The organism is Pseudoalteromonas sp. HM-SA03 (assembly GCF_002289345.1).
Taxonomy (GTDB): Bacteria; Pseudomonadota; Gammaproteobacteria; order Enterobacterales; family Alteromonadaceae; genus Pseudoalteromonas.
Window position 1 is genome coordinate 1 of sequence record NZ_NSDG01000042.1, and the last position, 15745, is coordinate 15745.

Annotated in this window: 14 protein-coding genes; 8 read left to right on the forward strand and 6 right to left on the reverse strand. The window is 42.8% G+C overall.

Annotated features, from left to right (window positions below; genetic code table 11):
• Positions 1-194: 194 nt before the first annotated feature.
• Entirely contained in the window at positions 195-467 is a 273-nt protein-coding gene (locus tag CKO50_RS07995; protein ID WP_217989648.1) for a glyoxalase, read from the forward strand.
• Positions 468-658: 191 nt separating this feature from the next.
• Here CKO50_RS07995 and CKO50_RS08000 read toward each other — a convergent pair whose 3' ends face one another.
• On the reverse strand, positions 659-1627 hold the full coding sequence (locus CKO50_RS08000) for an AraC family transcriptional regulator ligand-binding domain-containing protein (protein ID WP_095727729.1): 969 nt from the start codon (positions 1625-1627) through the stop codon (positions 659-661).
• Positions 1628-1748: 121 nt separating this feature from the next.
• Here CKO50_RS08000 and CKO50_RS08005 point away from each other — a divergent pair, with 121 nt between their 5' ends.
• Positions 1749-2597, forward strand: a complete 849-nt coding sequence (locus CKO50_RS08005) for a sterol desaturase family protein (protein ID WP_095727730.1) — start codon at positions 1749-1751, stop codon at positions 2595-2597.
• A 4-nt stretch (positions 2598-2601) separates the two neighbouring features.
• On the opposite strand, the gene CKO50_RS08010 is transcribed toward CKO50_RS08005, so the two are convergent.
• On the reverse strand, positions 2602-3513 hold the full coding sequence (locus CKO50_RS08010; protein ID WP_039496764.1) for a LysR family transcriptional regulator: 912 nt from the start codon (positions 3511-3513) through the stop codon (positions 2602-2604).
• Positions 3514-3609: 96 nt separating this feature from the next.
• Here CKO50_RS08010 and nfsB point away from each other — a divergent pair, with 96 nt between their 5' ends.
• The 4 genes from nfsB to CKO50_RS25075 all read left to right on the forward strand — a co-directional run bounded on the left by nfsB (position 3610) and on the right by CKO50_RS25075 (position 7343).
• Positions 3610-4269: an oxygen-insensitive NAD(P)H nitroreductase gene (gene nfsB / locus CKO50_RS08015; protein ID WP_095727731.1), complete on the forward strand. Its 660-nt coding sequence runs from the start codon at positions 3610-3612 to the stop codon at positions 4267-4269.
• Between the two features lie 387 nt (positions 4270-4656).
• Entirely contained in the window at positions 4657-5769 is a 1113-nt protein-coding gene (locus CKO50_RS08020; RefSeq protein WP_095727732.1) for a M35 family metallo-endopeptidase, read from the forward strand.
• Between the two features lie 133 nt (positions 5770-5902).
• Positions 5903-6748 carry an endonuclease/exonuclease/phosphatase family protein gene (locus tag CKO50_RS08025; RefSeq protein WP_255229482.1) on the forward strand — a complete coding sequence of 282 codons (846 nt, stop codon included), beginning with the start codon at positions 5903-5905 and terminating at the stop codon, positions 6746-6748.
• Positions 6749-7139: 391 nt separating this feature from the next.
• The gene (locus tag CKO50_RS25075; protein ID WP_095727733.1) at positions 7140-7343 is read left to right on the forward strand and encodes a hypothetical protein; all 204 of its coding nucleotides are present in this window, start codon (positions 7140-7142) and stop codon (positions 7341-7343) included.
• A gap of 20 nt (positions 7344-7363) precedes the next feature.
• Here CKO50_RS25075 and CKO50_RS08035 read toward each other — a convergent pair whose 3' ends face one another.
• The 4 genes from CKO50_RS08035 to CKO50_RS08045 form a co-directional block, all read right to left on the reverse strand.
• Positions 7364-9232: a DUF885 family protein gene (locus CKO50_RS08035; RefSeq protein ID WP_095727734.1), complete on the reverse strand. Its 1869-nt coding sequence runs from the start codon at positions 9230-9232 to the stop codon at positions 7364-7366.
• 283 nt (positions 9233-9515) lie between these two features.
• Positions 9516-10202 (reverse strand): transposase, encoded by a 687-nt coding sequence (locus CKO50_RS08040; protein WP_095727735.1) that lies wholly within the window; start codon positions 10200-10202, stop codon positions 9516-9518.
• Between the two features lie 404 nt (positions 10203-10606).
• The gene (locus CKO50_RS23950) at positions 10607-10780 is read right to left on the reverse strand and encodes a hypothetical protein (RefSeq protein ID WP_176474629.1); all 174 of its coding nucleotides are present in this window, start codon (positions 10778-10780) and stop codon (positions 10607-10609) included.
• A gap of 130 nt (positions 10781-10910) precedes the next feature.
• Positions 10911-11375 carry a CreA family protein gene (locus CKO50_RS08045; protein ID WP_045964078.1) on the reverse strand — a complete coding sequence of 155 codons (465 nt, stop codon included), beginning with the start codon at positions 11373-11375 and terminating at the stop codon, positions 10911-10913.
• A 340-nt stretch (positions 11376-11715) separates the two neighbouring features.
• Between CKO50_RS08045 and CKO50_RS08050 the strand changes: the two genes are divergently transcribed.
• Together CKO50_RS08050 and CKO50_RS08055 are read left to right on the forward strand one after the other, a co-directional pair.
• On the forward strand, positions 11716-14163 hold the full coding sequence (locus CKO50_RS08050; RefSeq protein WP_095727736.1) for a TonB-dependent receptor: 2448 nt from the start codon (positions 11716-11718) through the stop codon (positions 14161-14163).
• A gap of 54 nt (positions 14164-14217) precedes the next feature.
• The gene (locus tag CKO50_RS08055; protein WP_095727737.1) at positions 14218-15702 is read left to right on the forward strand and encodes a sulfotransferase; all 1485 of its coding nucleotides are present in this window, start codon (positions 14218-14220) and stop codon (positions 15700-15702) included.
• Positions 15703-15745: the final 43 nt, after the last annotated feature.

Consider the following 15745-nt stretch of genomic DNA (forward strand, 5'->3'; position numbering starts at 1 on the left):
TGAGTGCAGAATTAAAGCTTAGGCGGGATCTTAGGAAGGTGCAAATTAGTGGTGGGTGTCTGCGATTTAAGTAAGCGATTTAAGTAAGCGATTTATCGAGCGATTTACAATCCTTTGAGTGCAGAATTAAAGCTTAGGCGGGATCTTAGGAAGGTGCAAATTAGTGGTGGGTGTCTGCNCGGATTGGCTTTGAAATGGCTTTTGAAGCTGGAGATATCGCTTGTTTTAAATCTGGCTCTTGTTCTTTTTTGCTCCAAGATTTCTATGAGCCATTGCACAGCAACAATTTTATGATGCACCTTTTAGTCGAAGATGCCCAAAGCTGGTATGAACATGTTTTAAAACTCGAGCTGGACCAAGCGTTTGGCGTAAGAGTAACTGAACTTGTCGAGCAGCCATGGGGAATGCTCGAATTTTGTATTACTGATCCTAGTGGCGTGTTGTGGCGCATCGCCGAGAATCAGTAACCGAACAAAAAGATTGTGGCGTCAATAACTGATTTTATGCTTTACCGATTTCCAAATTAAGCGAATTGAATATGAACAGATAGCACCATTCACTACGTTTATCACGATAGGGAATCGATGATACCCACTACCTATTTGCACCGAAGCTGGGAATTTGACTAACAAACCAAAACTTACCTACCTTCGGTTCTTCACTTTAGCTTTGACGGTGGTTTCCCATACCATTTTAAACAAACTTTATTCAGCGCACTTTGCTCTGTAAAACCGAGTGCGTCTACAATATCGAGCAATTTGGTGTTGCTGATGAGTTGTTCAAATCTATGTTTTCGCTCTTGGTCGAGTAAGGTTCTAAAGCTGGTGTGTTGTATTTTTAGCTTACGCTGCATCGAACGCACACTCATGTTTAATGCCTTAGCAATACTTGCTTGGTTGACTCCAACCAGTGAGTGCTTTGCCGCCAGTAAATTGGCAACACGCGTTTTTAAATCATGATTATCACAGAGCGCTGATACGCTTTTTGCAACCGCTTGCTCAATATGTTCGTGCATTAGGCTGTCGACGGTAGCGACGGGCATGGTAAGAAAATCTAACGGAAAAGACAGTATATTTTCAGGGCAGTTTTGTGATACGGGGCAGCCAAACCAAGTTTGCAAACGCTGTAATTCTAGGCCACACACGCTAAAGCTAAGCTGGAGTTGGTTAGGCGATAAAGTTGAACGCAAAAGCTGCCTTGCAGCGCTCACCCAAGCGGTCATATTACGCAAAATGGCTTGCTTACCCAGCGGGGTTTTTGGTTGCCAAGTTAACTTGGCATTGTCACTATCATTTGTGAATACGGCGAGGCCAATATCGGCAACAATGGCGTCGTAATGCAATAATGAGGTTATAGCCTGCTGCAAGTCTTTACTGGTTTCGACCAAGTAGCCAAGCGCCCCATAGTCATGCAGCTGAATGGCTTTACCCAGTTCAAAACCAATTAGGGGATCGCCGCTCAGCTCCTGCCCTACTTCAAGCAACCGCTCATACTCAAAGAGTGCTACACGTTCAGGCCGTGACGCTACCAGCTCAGCAAACTCGCCTTGCAGTCTCTTGTCATCGGTAAAATGGTCATGGAGATATACCCATGCACTATAAAAATATACAAACGAAGTGGAGTGCATTGCAGTTCCTTTTGTCGTATTTGGACAAATTGTTGGCGCAGTTTGGCAGGATTGTCAATGGCTAACCCGTTACGCTAGTGCATATAAAGTACCAAAGCTATGGCTAAAGAAGGAGCTATATATGGTTGATGTATCGCTAATTTTACTGGCACTCAGTCCCGTCTTTTTACTTTGTGTTGCCTGGGAGTATATCAAGCACCACGAACACTATGATTGGCGAGACTCCATACTCAATGCCCTACTCGCCTTGCTCCACCAAGGCAGCGACGCGCTGGCTTTGCTTGTGCTGATGCCGCTCTTTTACTGGCTCCATCAATTTGCCTTATTCACAATCGAATTAAATTTCTTCTCTTTGCTCTTTGGGTTTATCTTGCAAGATTTTTTGTATTACTGGTTTCACCGCGCATCACATTGTATTCACTGGCTTTGGAGTGCGCACGTGGTCCATCACAGTTCGAACAACATGAACTTTACCACCGCATTTCGCCAAAGCTTGCTTTACCCTATTGTCGGTATGTGGCTGTTCTGGCTGCCTATGATACTGCTTGGATTTACCCCGACCTTGGTATTTGCCATCGTCGCAATCAACTTAGCTTTTCAATTTTTTGTTCATACACAAACGGTTAATCGATTAGGGATGGTAGAGCGAATTTTTAATACGCCTTCCCACCACAGAGTCCATCACGCCAGTAATCCTGACTATATAGATAAAAACTTTGCCGGGGTGCTGATCATTTGGGATAAGCTTTTTGGCACCTTTATCGAGGAGCGTGAAGACATAACAATTTGCTATGGAATAAGAGGTGCGGCACCAAAGCAGACCCCTTTAGACGTTAACTTTGCTCAGTGGCGTCATATGTTCCACCGCTTTTCACAAGCAAACACCTTAAAAGGCAAATGGTCGGCGTTATTTGGTTATCCAACCCACTTACCCGACAAGCCTAAGAATACCGCTTCAGTCAAGCCCTAGCGCGTTACTTATATCGCTCGGCCTTTTCTACAAGCGCTTGGCAGTACACTCTTAGTTTATCGCGCAGCACTCTCACGCTTGGGTTGATCATTTGCTTTGACGGGCAGATCAACCACAGCGGCTTACATTCAACGCGATAGTCATTTAATATACTTTGCACCACACCTTGTTCTAGTTGATCTGCTACGTCTATCGCGGATCGCAATGAAATACCCGCTCCTTGCGCACACCAGCGCTTTACCACATCCGCATCATTACTGGTTCTACGCCCTTTAAGCACCACTTTGTAAGTTTGTTCATTTTTCGTCAGTTTCCACGTATCAAACTTACTGCCTCTGATCAAAAAGAACAGTCCTTGGTGCTCACTTAATTCCTCGTGATCCTTTGGCGTGCCTTGTTTTTCTAAGTATTCCGTAGAGGCACAAAGCAGTAATGGCACATCACAAATTTTAAAGCCGTAAAAGCTACTGTCTTCAGGCGCACCATAGCGCAGCGCGATATCAACACCGTCACGATAAAAGTCGAGATTGTGATCATTAAGAATAAGCTTCAGGGCAAGTTTAGGGTATTCATCAAGTAATTCGTCTAGCCAAGGAAGGAGGATATTACGACCAAAATCTGACGGTGCGGTTAACCTTAGCTCACCGTCAATTTCGTTGTCGTTGTCAAGCACCTGCTTTTTGCCATCAGCCAAAAGGGCAAGTGCCTGCTCGCAAATTGGCAAGTAAGTTTCACCTTGCTTTGATAGCCTTAAGCTACGCGTAGAGCGCACAAAAAGTTGAAAGCCAAGGTGCTTTTCCACTCGCTTTATCGCGGCGCTCGCCGTGGCAACCTGCATATCTAACTGCGCAGCCGCCGCACTAATATTGCCAAGTTTAGCCGTTTTCATCACGACGATTAAATCTTGTGTATTCATTTTCAAAAAATTTTTGAAACTATTTAACTCATTATCATCTTTTTATTGATTATGTAAAACCCTATTATCTCTTGAAAGCAATTTTAGGAGTCTGTTATGTACACATTACGGGATGCAATTCACAATCGTTATTCCACAAAAGCCTTTGATCCTAATAAAAAAATTAGTGATTCAGATATTGAGCTACTTAAGCAAGTACTAAGGCTGAGCCCATCTAGTACCAACGTTCAGCCATGGCATTTCGTCATCGCAAGTACTGAGACAGGCAAAACTCAGGTGGCTAAAAGCACACAAGAGAATTACAAATTTAATGAAGCCAAAGTACTAAATGCATCTCATGTTGTTGTATTTGCTGCAAAACAAAATATAGATGATGCACATTTAGATAAAGTGCTTGCCAAAGAAAGTGCCGATGGCCGATTTGAAAAAGGCTCTGAGGTAGAAGCACAAATGAATAATGGCCGTCGCTATTTTGTCGGCTTAAATCAAACCAGCGATGAAGCAATCAAAGCATGGGCTGGCAAACAAGTTTACTTAAATCTTGGGCAATTTTTGCTAAGCACTGCACTACTCGGTATAGACTCTGTACCCATTGAGGGTTTTGACGCTGAAATTCTCAGCAATGAACTTGGGTTAACTGAGCAAGGCTTTGATGCCCTTGCCATTGTCGCGTTGGGCTATCGAGACGAAGGTGATTTTAATGCTAAATTACCTAAATCTCGCTTTGCTATCGACGATATCATTACCGAAATCTAAGACCCAGTTTGGCACTGATAATGGCTAACTAGATAACATCAGTGCCATTTCAACTTCGGTTGGAATACCATTTCAAACACTACAATGTAAACCAATGTGAATGAAACAATAAATTCACAACTACCCGCTCCCCAGTTTTGTATTAAATTTATCCATACTTTTCAATAACATTACAGCTATTTGAAATTATTGGTAATTTTTTAATGTAAACTTTTTAGCTCTATTGTGAAAATTCTGCTTGAAACATCAAATATATTATTGTTAATTAAAAGTGAAGAGTGAATTCACCTTTAAAAATAACGAAATGACAACAAGTAAACTCAGTCCTCGCAACTGGTTTTGTACCTACCAGCCAAGAGACTGTAGCAACCTCAACAGGAAGAAATAATGAAGCTACTATCACGCACATTATCTACAGGGTTACTCGCGGCAGCCGTAACCGCATCACTGAATGCTCAAGCAATGAATAAAGACCTAGCGGTAAGTGTTGATGTCGACACAAAAAGCAATGGCGATGTTATTGCGACGCTAAACATCACTAATCAGGGTAAAGGTAATCAGAAAATCTTAAGCTGGTATACAGATCTTGAAGAAGAGCATATTTTCAAAATTACGCGTGATGGTAAAGAAGTTAATTTCTTTGGTCCTCACTACAAACGCCCAGCTCCTACTGAAGCCGACTTTATCAAATTAAAGTCTGGCGAAACACTCACTAAATCATTTGAGCTTTCAGGCCTTTACGATCTTAGCCAGCCAGGTAACTACGAAATTAGTTATGATGTTGAATCATTTGACCTTTTCGGTAAAAAAGAAATCCCAAGCATGACTACAAGAACGATGGGACAGCAATCGATGATGCGTGCCGATGTAGCAGAACTCAGCTCAAATTCGGTCAATCTTTGGCTTGAAGGTGTAGCATTAAGCAAAGGTAACCTCCAAGTTAACGCAAAACCAGTCGCTGGTGCAGCAGACTGTACTGATGGCACTTGTTTTACAGGTCGTTGTAGTAACAGTGAAAAAACCAGTATTTTATCAGCGTTGAATGCTGCGGACCAAATTACTAACAACTCCGTTGCTTACCTAAATAGCCACTCAGCAAGCAACCCGTCTACGCGTTATCAAACTTGGTTCGGCTCCGCGACAAGCAGCCGCTATGCAACCGTGAAATCTAACTTCAACGCAATCAATGATTCAATCGACAACCAAGATCTCACTTTTGACTGTAGTTGTAACAAGTCATACTTTGCTTATGTATACCCAAATCAACCATACAAAGTATATCTATGTCGCGCATTTTGGAGCGCAAATGAGCTAGGTACGGATTCACGTGCAGGCACGATTGTTCATGAGCTAAGTCACTTTAATGCCGTTGCGGGTACGGATGACATCGTTTATGGTCAATCTGGTGCGAAAAGCTTAGCAAACTCAAACCCAAGTCAAGCAATTCAAAATGCTGACAGCCATGAATATTTTGCGGAAAACACTCCGTACCAAAACTAATCTCGACTTATTTGGTATAGATATCCCTGACGAGTATCGGGTTTAGGCAAGCGCCTAGACCCGATACTATTCACAGCGATTTCAGCTAACATGAAATATACTTCTTAAATTCATCTATTTGCTGAGGAATTTCATGACTTGGGTTATCGTCGCGCTGTGTGGTTTTATCCTACTTGCTACGTTATTGCCACTTGCTAAGCATCCGCACTGGAGTGTTAGAGCAATGGAGTTCCCGCGGCTTCAGCTCGCTGTTATTACCGCATTTACGCTACTGCTGTCCATTTTCTATCTTAATCTTCAAAGTGTAGCCGCGCTTGCTGCCATTTCTCTATTAGGTTGTTTAAGTTTTCAACTGTGGTGGATTTTACCCTACACCCCGCTTTGGCCTGTCAAGGTAAAGAAAGCGACAACCAATGCTGACACAATCAGTTTGATCACCGCCAATGTACTGCAAACCAATCGACAGTTTAATTTGCTGATGGAGCAAGTTCGGGTACATCAACCTGATATTTTAGTCACGTTAGAAAGTGATGAGATATGGGAACAACAATTAGACTCATTGTTGGACATACTGCCCTACAGCGTTAAATGTCCACAATCCAATTTATACGGCATGCACGTTTATTCTCGCTACCCGCTAGACGAGGCTAAATGTGAGTATATCGTTGAAGAAGGCGTGCCTTCGATACATGCAAAACTCAGGATAGCTCCCCATATCGTGATCCAAACCCATTTTTTGCATCCGGCACCGCCAAGCCCCACCGAAAACGAAACGGCCATTGCGCGAGATGCAGAGCTGGTGGTTGTCGCCAAGCGCGTCATAAATGAGCCTTTGCCCACCATCGTCACTGGCGATCTCAATAATGCTGCTTGGTCATCAACCACGAGGTTATTTAGGAAAATAAGTGGACTTCTTGATCCACGAGTTGGCCGAGGCATGTTTAACACGTTTCATACGCAGTACCCGTTTGCACGATGACCGCTAGATCATTTGTTTGCGAGTCACCAAATCACAGTGATCGACATTAAAAGGCTCAGATCACTTTGCGCTTTATGCAAAACTCGCTTATCAACCGGTCAAAAATAAAGTTGAAGCAGGACTTGAGCTGAAAAAGAAAGATATACATCGCAGCAAAGAAATTATTGAAAATGCCGTGGCAAAGCCGAATTGCAAATTATGATCGTACATTAAGTGTGAACGAGTGCTAGGGCCTGTTGATCTTTCAAGTTTGTTTTTGCAGCAGTTTGATTGGTATTTATACAAGGCAGAGCCAGCGTAGCATAGTCATTCTATGTAAGTCTGGCGATAAAGACTTTGTGCTCCTGCAAAGTCACCTTACCCCACATCCTTGTGGGGCAACACAGAAGAAATGCTAATCAAGCGCTGCCCTTTGGGTTCATCTGAGTGCGCTTTGTTCATTGTTGCTCAACTTTTGCCTAGATTACTAGGCGGCAAGTCGAGCGTCGCGACCAAAACACACTCAGAAGAACAAAAATCAAACAGCAAAGGTCAACAGGCCCTAGAAATAGCGGTTTTTAAACAACGTCAACTTGAAGCCAGCATCGTTCACTAACTTCAAGCCGAAAAGTGTATTTATGACTTCAGAGAATTAATCCAAGTCTTGATATCTTCTTCAACGAGCGCCATTGGCCTTGCGCCCTTTAGCAACACCACGTCGTGGAATGCTTTAATATCAAACTTATCGCCCAGTTGCTGTTTAGCATGCTCTCTAAGCTCAACCAATTTAAGCATACCTAACTTATAACCAAGCGCTTGTCCTGGCCAAGCGATATAACGGTCGATAGCCGATACCACATCGCTCATCGCCGTACCAGTTGCATCAGCAAAATACGTGATCGCTTGGTCGCGTGTCCACTTTTTATAATGTAGGCCCGTATCAACCACCAATCGAGCCGCACGATATGCCTCAGCTTGCAGACGACCTAAGTCTCCAAATGGGTCGTCCTTATACATCCCCATTTCGTATGCCAATAGCTCTGAATACAGCGCCCAGCCCTCAACATAGCCATTAAATGAGGCATTTTGACGCATCAAACCGATTTCTGTTTGCAACATATTAAGCGCAATTTGGAAGTGGTGACCAGGAACCGCCTCATGATACGTTAAGGTTTTCATGCCAAAGCTTGGTACTGCTTTCATGTCTTTTAGGTTGATTGAAAATACCCCTGGGCGACTGCCATCAAGCGATGGACCGTTGTAGTAACCACCTGGTGCCCCTGCTTCCACGGCTTTTGGTATACGTTTAACTTCAACAGATTGCGGTGGAATTGTAGAAAAATAATCTGGCGCTTTTTGTAAAATTGTCCCTATTTCACCACGCAAGAACGACAATAACGCTTCACGACCTTCGTCAGAATCCGCATATAAGAATCTCGACTCTTCATTAAGCTGCTTCATCCGGTCACCAACTGTGCCTTGTGAATAGCCATTTTGCTTAAGGATTTCGTCCATACGCTTTGAAATACGCTCCACCTCAGCAAGGCCAATTTGGTGGATCTCTTCCGCGCTCATATCAGAATCTGCCAAATAGGTGATTTCATGCTGGTAGAAAGATTCGCCATTTGGTTGGGCCCAAATACCGACATTTTCAGGCGCTTTGCTCTCTAGAGCGTGCATAATCGCAGACACATTTTTAAACTCAGGATAAAGCTTTTGCTCAACTATTTGTGTTGCCTGTGCAACATAATCAGCGGCGGCTTTATCCGTAATACCATCAATATTCGCAAGTTTATCTTTAAACGACGCAACCAAAGGATGTTCTGTACCACTTGGCACTGTGAAGTTATCTAAATAACCTAGCGTGTTTGGAAATAATACTTTTGGTAAAATTACGCCTTTATTGGCATCCGCTTTTACCTTGCTTGCAACTTGCTTCGTGACTTCAACAAAGGCATTTAGGCGCGCAACATAGTCTTTTGCATCTTGCTCACTTTCAATTCCATGCTGATCTTTTAGCACATTAGGAATATCCAACAATGGGCCAGACAACTGGTTAACAATGTATGGCAGGTGTCCGCCCCAAGTATCAATATAACCTGCTGAGAAGCCCTTATCACCGGCATAATAACGGGCAATAACTTCATTTACTTTAAGGTGCAACAAGTCATCAGAGTTCGCCACGCCCGATTGTAATTGTTTTAATTTATCTGCGGCTGCGTTCATATCCACCTGTAGCGCCTGCATACCGACAACCGAGTAATCTGGCAGTCTATTGGCGTAGTGACCATATTCACTGCTTGATAATTTGAGCGAAGTGGCAAGTGCGGGTTCGTGGTTAATAAACTGCTTGGTGTACTGTTCTACGACTTTGTCGATTTCTGCACGAGAGAGAGTTGATTCAGTGGTTTTAGCAACCGATGCAGTTTCTGTTACCGGCTTGTCTTGAGCACATCCGCTCAAACCTAGCACGACAGAGAGTGCTACCAAGCTTATTTTATTCATTATTACGCCGCTCCATTAGGGTTGTTGTCAAAGCTAAAAATACCAGTGCAGATCAGACTGGTGATAGAATAGTCATACCAATTTGACTGAACACTAGTTCAATTTGGTATAAGCACTTTATTCATTGAGAAATCAGAATACAATAAAGTGCTTACGCTATTCTCATAGATGCAACTACAAGTAACATATTTGCGCTTTTGTTACAGCTATAAAAGATAGAATCCTACAAAATAAGTTACTTTCTTTACACCTAAACTAAAGTAAATAGCCTTAGCTAGAGTGCTTAGTCTTCAATCAACAGAGGTTCAGGTCTTTCATTGTAGCCAAATGCAGAGTCAGCAATAATCTGCTGCACGCGACCTGAGGACTTGTCAAACACAAAGCAAGCATGTGGCCTTTGCTCTAACTGTAAGCTGATGGTGATACTCAAACTTTTAGGTAAAGCCTGCGCAATCACATCTCTCGACGCTTCTGTAAAGAGCACTGATTCAGGGGTAAATTGATAAAACTGCTCAAACTGCAAATCACAATGATCGCCTTGCTGTAAGTCCTTCCTATATTCATATTGATAGAGCTTGCTGCCACAACCAGGGCCAAAATAATTGGTCGTCAATGCCGTAAAATTGTAGTCCCGCACTTGTGGAATAAAACAGCACTGAGTTCCCCGTTTTGGCGTCGGGTGCCAAATCTGTGCACATACTTTAAAAAATGGTCGTTTATTTTCATAAAGTACATATAGATCATCATTGGCCAACATCGCTCGGACATGAGGTTGGTAATTACTGCTGCCCGCAACTTGAGCCGCCAAGAATTGCTTGTTTTGTGATAGCCGATACAACATTTCAGCAAGCAGTCTTAATGTACTGTCATCCAAGCAATCTGGGCCAGTATATAAGCTAGAAACACAATTAACAAAATCACTAAAGTTAATTGCCCCATGACTATAAAAGTTTTCGAATTGGCGTGCCATATTTCTTCCTTGTGTGAGCGTTTTAGTTAGACGAATAGAGAATGCGTTAGCTAAAATTCGTGTTTTTTAAAACAGAAACTTGCAAATATCCTATTGCAAACTGCGCTGTTTTCTTAGTCCCTAATTAAAGCTAATGCAGACTGAGGAGAACGCAACAAATTAATTACAATTTTAGTGGCTGCCCAGTTAAGACTATTAATGAGATGAATCGGAAATGGAAGTTTAGAGTTTATACGTTATATACAACGCAGGTGAAGCATGAGTATATGTCATAAAAGCTTCATGCAAATTTATGCACTTAACAATACGAGCGACAAAGGCTGAACCGAGTTCTATATCTATACTGTATTTTCATCGTTTCGAATGACACTAATCAATAAAACAAGATAAACCTCGGCCCAAACTTACTTAGATTTGGACTCAGGAATTACCTCGTCTTGGCTAAACATCTCAACCTGAGCTGCTTGAGATGAGATGCTATGAGCATCAGTTGTTAACGTTAAAACAACAAAAAATACGGTCATCACTGCAAATGCAATATTGACCGTTTTCCCTAAAAAGCGTGTTTTTATCATCACGATTTCTCCTAAACTTACCTCTACTAAGCTTAGTCGAAATCGTGAGAAAAAAGGTTTAATCCAAACAAAAAATAATTCATTAAACGCAACTATCAAAGCATGTGGGTTTATATGCTAGCCAACATTCGAGTTAATTGGTTTTAACGCCTTGATAAGCCTGAGTCCCCCATAGTGGCACAGTTGATAAGCTATGCTTAAAACTACCAGAGGTTTCCTTGGTGGTATAGGCTAAGTACATTAAAGTTTGGTTTTTTGCATCAAAGATCCTTCTTACTTTCATTGATTTAAAAAACACACTTTTTGATTTTTTAAATACCACTTCGCCAGAATCACTTTTGTCTATATTCGCTAACATTGCCGGTGTTATTTCACTCGTTTGACGGCAAGAAATAGAGCTATCGCTTGGGTCCGAAAAACTCAAGTCATCTTCAACACTCGCCACATGACAGGTCACCCCCGTTACAACAGGGTCAACCATAGAGTCTAATTTTATATCTTTGAGCGTAAATAGACCGAGTGACACATCACCAACTTCACTGTCAGAGCAACCTAGTAACGTACAAGATGCCAACAATGCAAACATCAGCTTTTTCATTGTTTTTCCTTAAGGTAATCGATGTATAAAAGAAACATACGGAGTTAATACTCTAAGCTATTTGAAAATTTTCGCAAATCACCCTATTTAAAAAAGAGATAACCACTCAAACAACGCAAATAATTATTCACAAAATACGAATAGGCATGTTAGCATGCATCGCAATTTCAGGGTGGCTGAATTTACCTAAACCATGAACGAATCATGGCTATTCAATTTACCACCGATTGTATGAAATTCTCTCTAAACTCGGGACAGAAATGCACCACCTGCATAGTTACCCACTTATAAAGATTGAAATTTCATCACGTTTAATTCTTAATTTGAGGTTCCACCATCCATGAGTAAGCTCCATCCAAGCTTAGTCGCACTAGCTGTTAGTTCGAGTTTTTTTGTTGTTAATCAATCACAAGCTGAAGAAAGTAAGGCTCAAGAAAAGTCAATTGAGCGAATTCAAGTAACAGCAACTCGACGCGCAGGCACAGTTCAAGAAGCGCCATTAAACATTACCGCCGTCGACAGCGATGTAATGAGCGACCAAAATATTGGCGACCTTGAAGACGTAGCAAGATGGGTCCCAGGTTTGACAATCACAGAACAAGGTGGCCGTGAAGGTTCACCTATTATTGTTCGTGGTTTGAATACTAATTCGTCAGAACGTGCCTCTGACTCGGGAACCGTGGCAACTTACCTCGGCGAAATCCCAATCAATGTGGATTTGCGACTAACCGATATCGAACGTGTTGAAGTCTTGATTGGCCCACAAGGTACGCTTTACGGTGCAGGCACGCTAGGTGGTGCGATTAGAACCATGCTTAAAGCACCAGTGCTTGACGTTATTGAGGGTAAACTAAGTGGTGATTTATTCAGTATCAATGATAGTGACAGTCATGGTCATGAAGTGGGTGCTGTGTTCAATATGCCTGTAGTGATGGATGAATTAGCCGTTCGTGCAAGTATTAACCGCTATCACAACCCCGGCTTTATGGATTACAGTTATGTGGTTAAGCAAGCTGGCGTTTCAAACCCAGATCCTGATTGGTCCAATGCTGAGGATGTAAAAGCAAACATCAACGCAGTTGCGGATGCAAATGATGAGACCATTACCACCACACGGGTTTCTCTACGTTGGTTGGTGAGTGAGAATATCGATACCACGCTGAACTATTTTCACCAGAAGCAAGAAAATGGCGCTAACTCAATTTCACAATATCAAAGCCTTGCAGCACAGCACCCGCTTGCCAATACGATCAAACCATACGAGTCAGCCTATCGCGTGCTTGAACCTAACGAACAAGAAGACGACCTGCTTAGCCTTGAAATCAACGCCGATTTAGAGTTTGCTGATTTAGTTTCGGCATCCGGTTGGTCAAGTAAAGAACAACAAGGCCAACGAGATCAAACCGATCTACTTTATGATATTTGGCCGGGTTATGCGGATTTTCCTAGTTTTACCGCGTTAACTAACGACACCACAGATCAAGATACTTTTACCCAAGAGATCCGTTTAGTCTCTAAGGGCGATGACGCGCTAAATTGGATTGCTGGGGTATATTACAGCAAACAAGAAATTAGCTCGGACGATAGAGAGTACACGCCAGGACTCACGGAGTTTTGGGGCGATAAAATCGACAATATTGAGCAAGATCTTGAGTATATCGCACTTACCAATGCCACCAGCAAAGAATCTGCATTGTTTGGCGAAGTTGGCTATGCATTTTCAGATGATTTTAATATCACAGTGGGCGCTCGTTTCTATCGCTATGATGTTAAAACTGAGTCAGCGGCTGAAACCCCGCTCTATTCTGGGGGCCTGCCAAGCCTCGAACAAATTTCATTTGAACAAGTCAGTGCCAAAGACAATGGTAGTTTGTTTAAGTTTAATGCCAATTACACTTGGCAAGATGGACTGCTGACGTACTTCACTGTCAGTGAAGGATTTAGGTTAGGCGGTGGCAACGGTTTGGAGTCCTGTCCAGAAACACTACCAGAGCAACAGATCATCTGTGCACTGCCGCATGAGCTTAGCTATAAACCAGATACCACCACTAACTATGAGCTGGGATTAAAGTCTACATGGCTAAATAACAAGCTGCATTTCAATGCCGCATTATTCAGTGTTGATTGGGAAGATGCACAGATCTCATCCGTGACGGTAAACGGTCAAGAGATCATTACCTCCAATGCTGGATCTGCGAACTCTAGTGGGATTGAGTTGTCAACCCGGGCTATGCTGAACGACCAGTGGACGGTGTATGCAACCTATTCTTATGCAAAAGCACAGCTAACTGATGATGCACCGGCCCTGTTTGCGGTATTCAAAGAAGGTGACTATAGCGCCGAAGAAATCGCGCTTTACCAGCCGTACTATGACGGTACAGATGGCGACCGCTTACCTGGTGCCCCAGAGCAGCAGTTTTCATTCGGCTTAAGCTACGAGCAAGAAGTGTTCGACGACAAAATGCTTAACGTTAATTATGGGGTAACCGCACAGAGTGACGTATACACGAAAGTCGGACTCAAAGCTGACGGAGAGGTATTGCCAGGCTTTGCCCTGTCTAACCTCAGTGCTAAGCTTTCAAGCGAGCAATGGGCCGTCACTTTTTATGTCGACAACCTGTTTGACAAATTTGCTTTCACCTCGGTAAGACGCGACAAATCTTGGGCTGGTGAAGCTAAATTCGCGGCGTTAAACAAAGCCTTGCCAGAGCAGCAGCGAGTGTACGGACACTATGTCACAGCACCTCGTACCGTAGGGGTCAAGCTTAACTACCAGTTTGAGTTATAATCAGCAAAAAACTAAAATAGAGAGTGAAGCTACCTTCACTCTCTTTACGTTGCGATGACATCATACAATCAGATCCAAAGCTATATTCAACAGCGTCAATTTCAAGCGGCGCATCACGCATTAGTCGCTCGCATCAATACCAATGCCAACGATCATCACGCTTACGCCTTATTGGCCGAGTTGAATATCGCACTCGGTAACCTCAGCAAAGCGCTAAAAATTTACGACAAGTGCCTAAGTTTATTCCCCTGTGCACTTTACTCACTAAGTGCTGCCAAACTCGCGCTTTTTACTCATGCACCATTAGTGGCAAAGCGCTATATTCTGCATTTACTAGGTAACACACAGTTGTCGGGGTCAGAGCACGATACCCTCGCAAATATATTACTGAGATTAAACCAATATACTGACGCTGGTTGGCATTTTAACCATGCCTATACACGCTCACCACACAGTCCTGAAATCGCGCTCAACTATGCAATGCATTTAAAGATGTCTGGTGAATTAGCACAAGCGCGGACGCTGCTTGCCTCTTTGGTACAAGCAAACCCAAGTAATGCAAAGTGCCAGTTAGCCTACTCAGAGCTTACTCCTGTAGAATTAGCATCGACTCGCATCACTCAGTTAGCAACTGAAATAACAGCGCAAACTGCGCCTCTTGCATTACAACGGCTTTACCATGCGCAAGCACTCGAATACGAAAAGCAGGAAAATTATCCCAAGGCATGGCAAAGCTTTGTGACCAGTAAACAAGCGATAAGTACCGAGGTTTCCTATTCATCTAAACAAATGACTGGCTATTTTCAAGCACTTGACAAACTTCTAGACAAGCCTATTGATTTTGCTCCAGAGCAAACGCTTGCACCTGTATTTATCATTGGGCTACCACGCTCAGGCACCAGTTTAATGGAGCAGATCTTAGCGCAATTGTCGCTACAACCGCTGGGAGAAACCAGTGTATTGCCCCAAGCACTTAGGTTTTCTCGTGACTACGACAGTAATATTCAATATATCAGCCACGCCTATAAAGAGGCTAACGCCATTGGGCAATACCGTCTCTTCACCGCGCAGTCCGTTGCTGGTGCTCAACGTTTTATAGACAAACAACCATTTCATTTTTTCTTTATCGATTTGCTTGCAAAGGCGTTTCCACGCGCGAAATTTGTCGTGATGAAACGAGACAGAACAGATACTTGTATCGCAAGCTTTCGTCAATTATATCAAACGAATAGCCCCTTTCATGGCTACTCATACCGGATGCAAGATATTCAAGCTATGTATGATAATACTTATGCGTTTTTGCAAGATGCCGCACAAAAACATCCGACTCAAATTAAATTTGTGAATTATGAATCGCTGGTAGAAATGCCTCAGGCTGTGATGAAGGAGGTCTGTCAATTTCTCGAGTTGGATTGGCAAGACAATGCACTTCACTTTTATAAGCAGGGTTATTACTCAGCGACAGCTAGCAAAATGCAGATCAGACAGCCATTGAACAATTCAAGTGTGGGCAAATATCGAAATATATACCCAATCTAGGAATATTGCTCCGTTGCAGTGATGATGCTAACGTTAGACAAAA

Coding starts and splice junctions, on each gene's coding strand:
- CKO50_RS08035 (WP_095727734.1), bottom strand. CDS start 9,232: ATGAATAAAATAAGCTTGGTAGCACTCTCTGTCGTGCTAGGTTTGAGC.
- CKO50_RS08050 (WP_095727736.1), top strand. CDS start 11,716: ATGAGTAAGCTCCATCCAAGCTTAGTCGCACTAGCTGTTAGTTCGAGT.
- CKO50_RS08025 (WP_255229482.1), top strand. CDS start 5,903: ATGACTTGGGTTATCGTCGCGCTGTGTGGTTTTATCCTACTTGCTACG.
- CKO50_RS08000 (WP_095727729.1), bottom strand. CDS start 1,627: ATGCACTCCACTTCGTTTGTATATTTTTATAGTGCATGGGTATATCTC.
- nfsB (WP_095727731.1), top strand. CDS start 3,610: ATGTACACATTACGGGATGCAATTCACAATCGTTATTCCACAAAAGCC.
- CKO50_RS08005 (WP_095727730.1), top strand. CDS start 1,749: ATGGTTGATGTATCGCTAATTTTACTGGCACTCAGTCCCGTCTTTTTA.
- CKO50_RS08040 (WP_095727735.1), bottom strand. CDS start 10,202: ATGGCACGCCAATTCGAAAACTTTTATAGTCATGGGGCAATTAACTTT.
- CKO50_RS08010 (WP_039496764.1), bottom strand. CDS start 3,513: ATGAATACACAAGATTTAATCGTCGTGATGAAAACGGCTAAACTTGGC.
- CKO50_RS25075 (WP_095727733.1), top strand. CDS start 7,140: ATGCTAATCAAGCGCTGCCCTTTGGGTTCATCTGAGTGCGCTTTGTTC.
- CKO50_RS07995 (WP_217989648.1), top strand. CDS start 195: ATGGCTTTTGAAGCTGGAGATATCGCTTGTTTTAAATCTGGCTCTTGT.
- CKO50_RS08055 (WP_095727737.1), top strand. CDS start 14,218: ATGACATCATACAATCAGATCCAAAGCTATATTCAACAGCGTCAATTT.
- CKO50_RS08045 (WP_045964078.1), bottom strand. CDS start 11,375: ATGAAAAAGCTGATGTTTGCATTGTTGGCATCTTGTACGTTACTAGGT.
- CKO50_RS08020 (WP_095727732.1), top strand. CDS start 4,657: ATGAAGCTACTATCACGCACATTATCTACAGGGTTACTCGCGGCAGCC.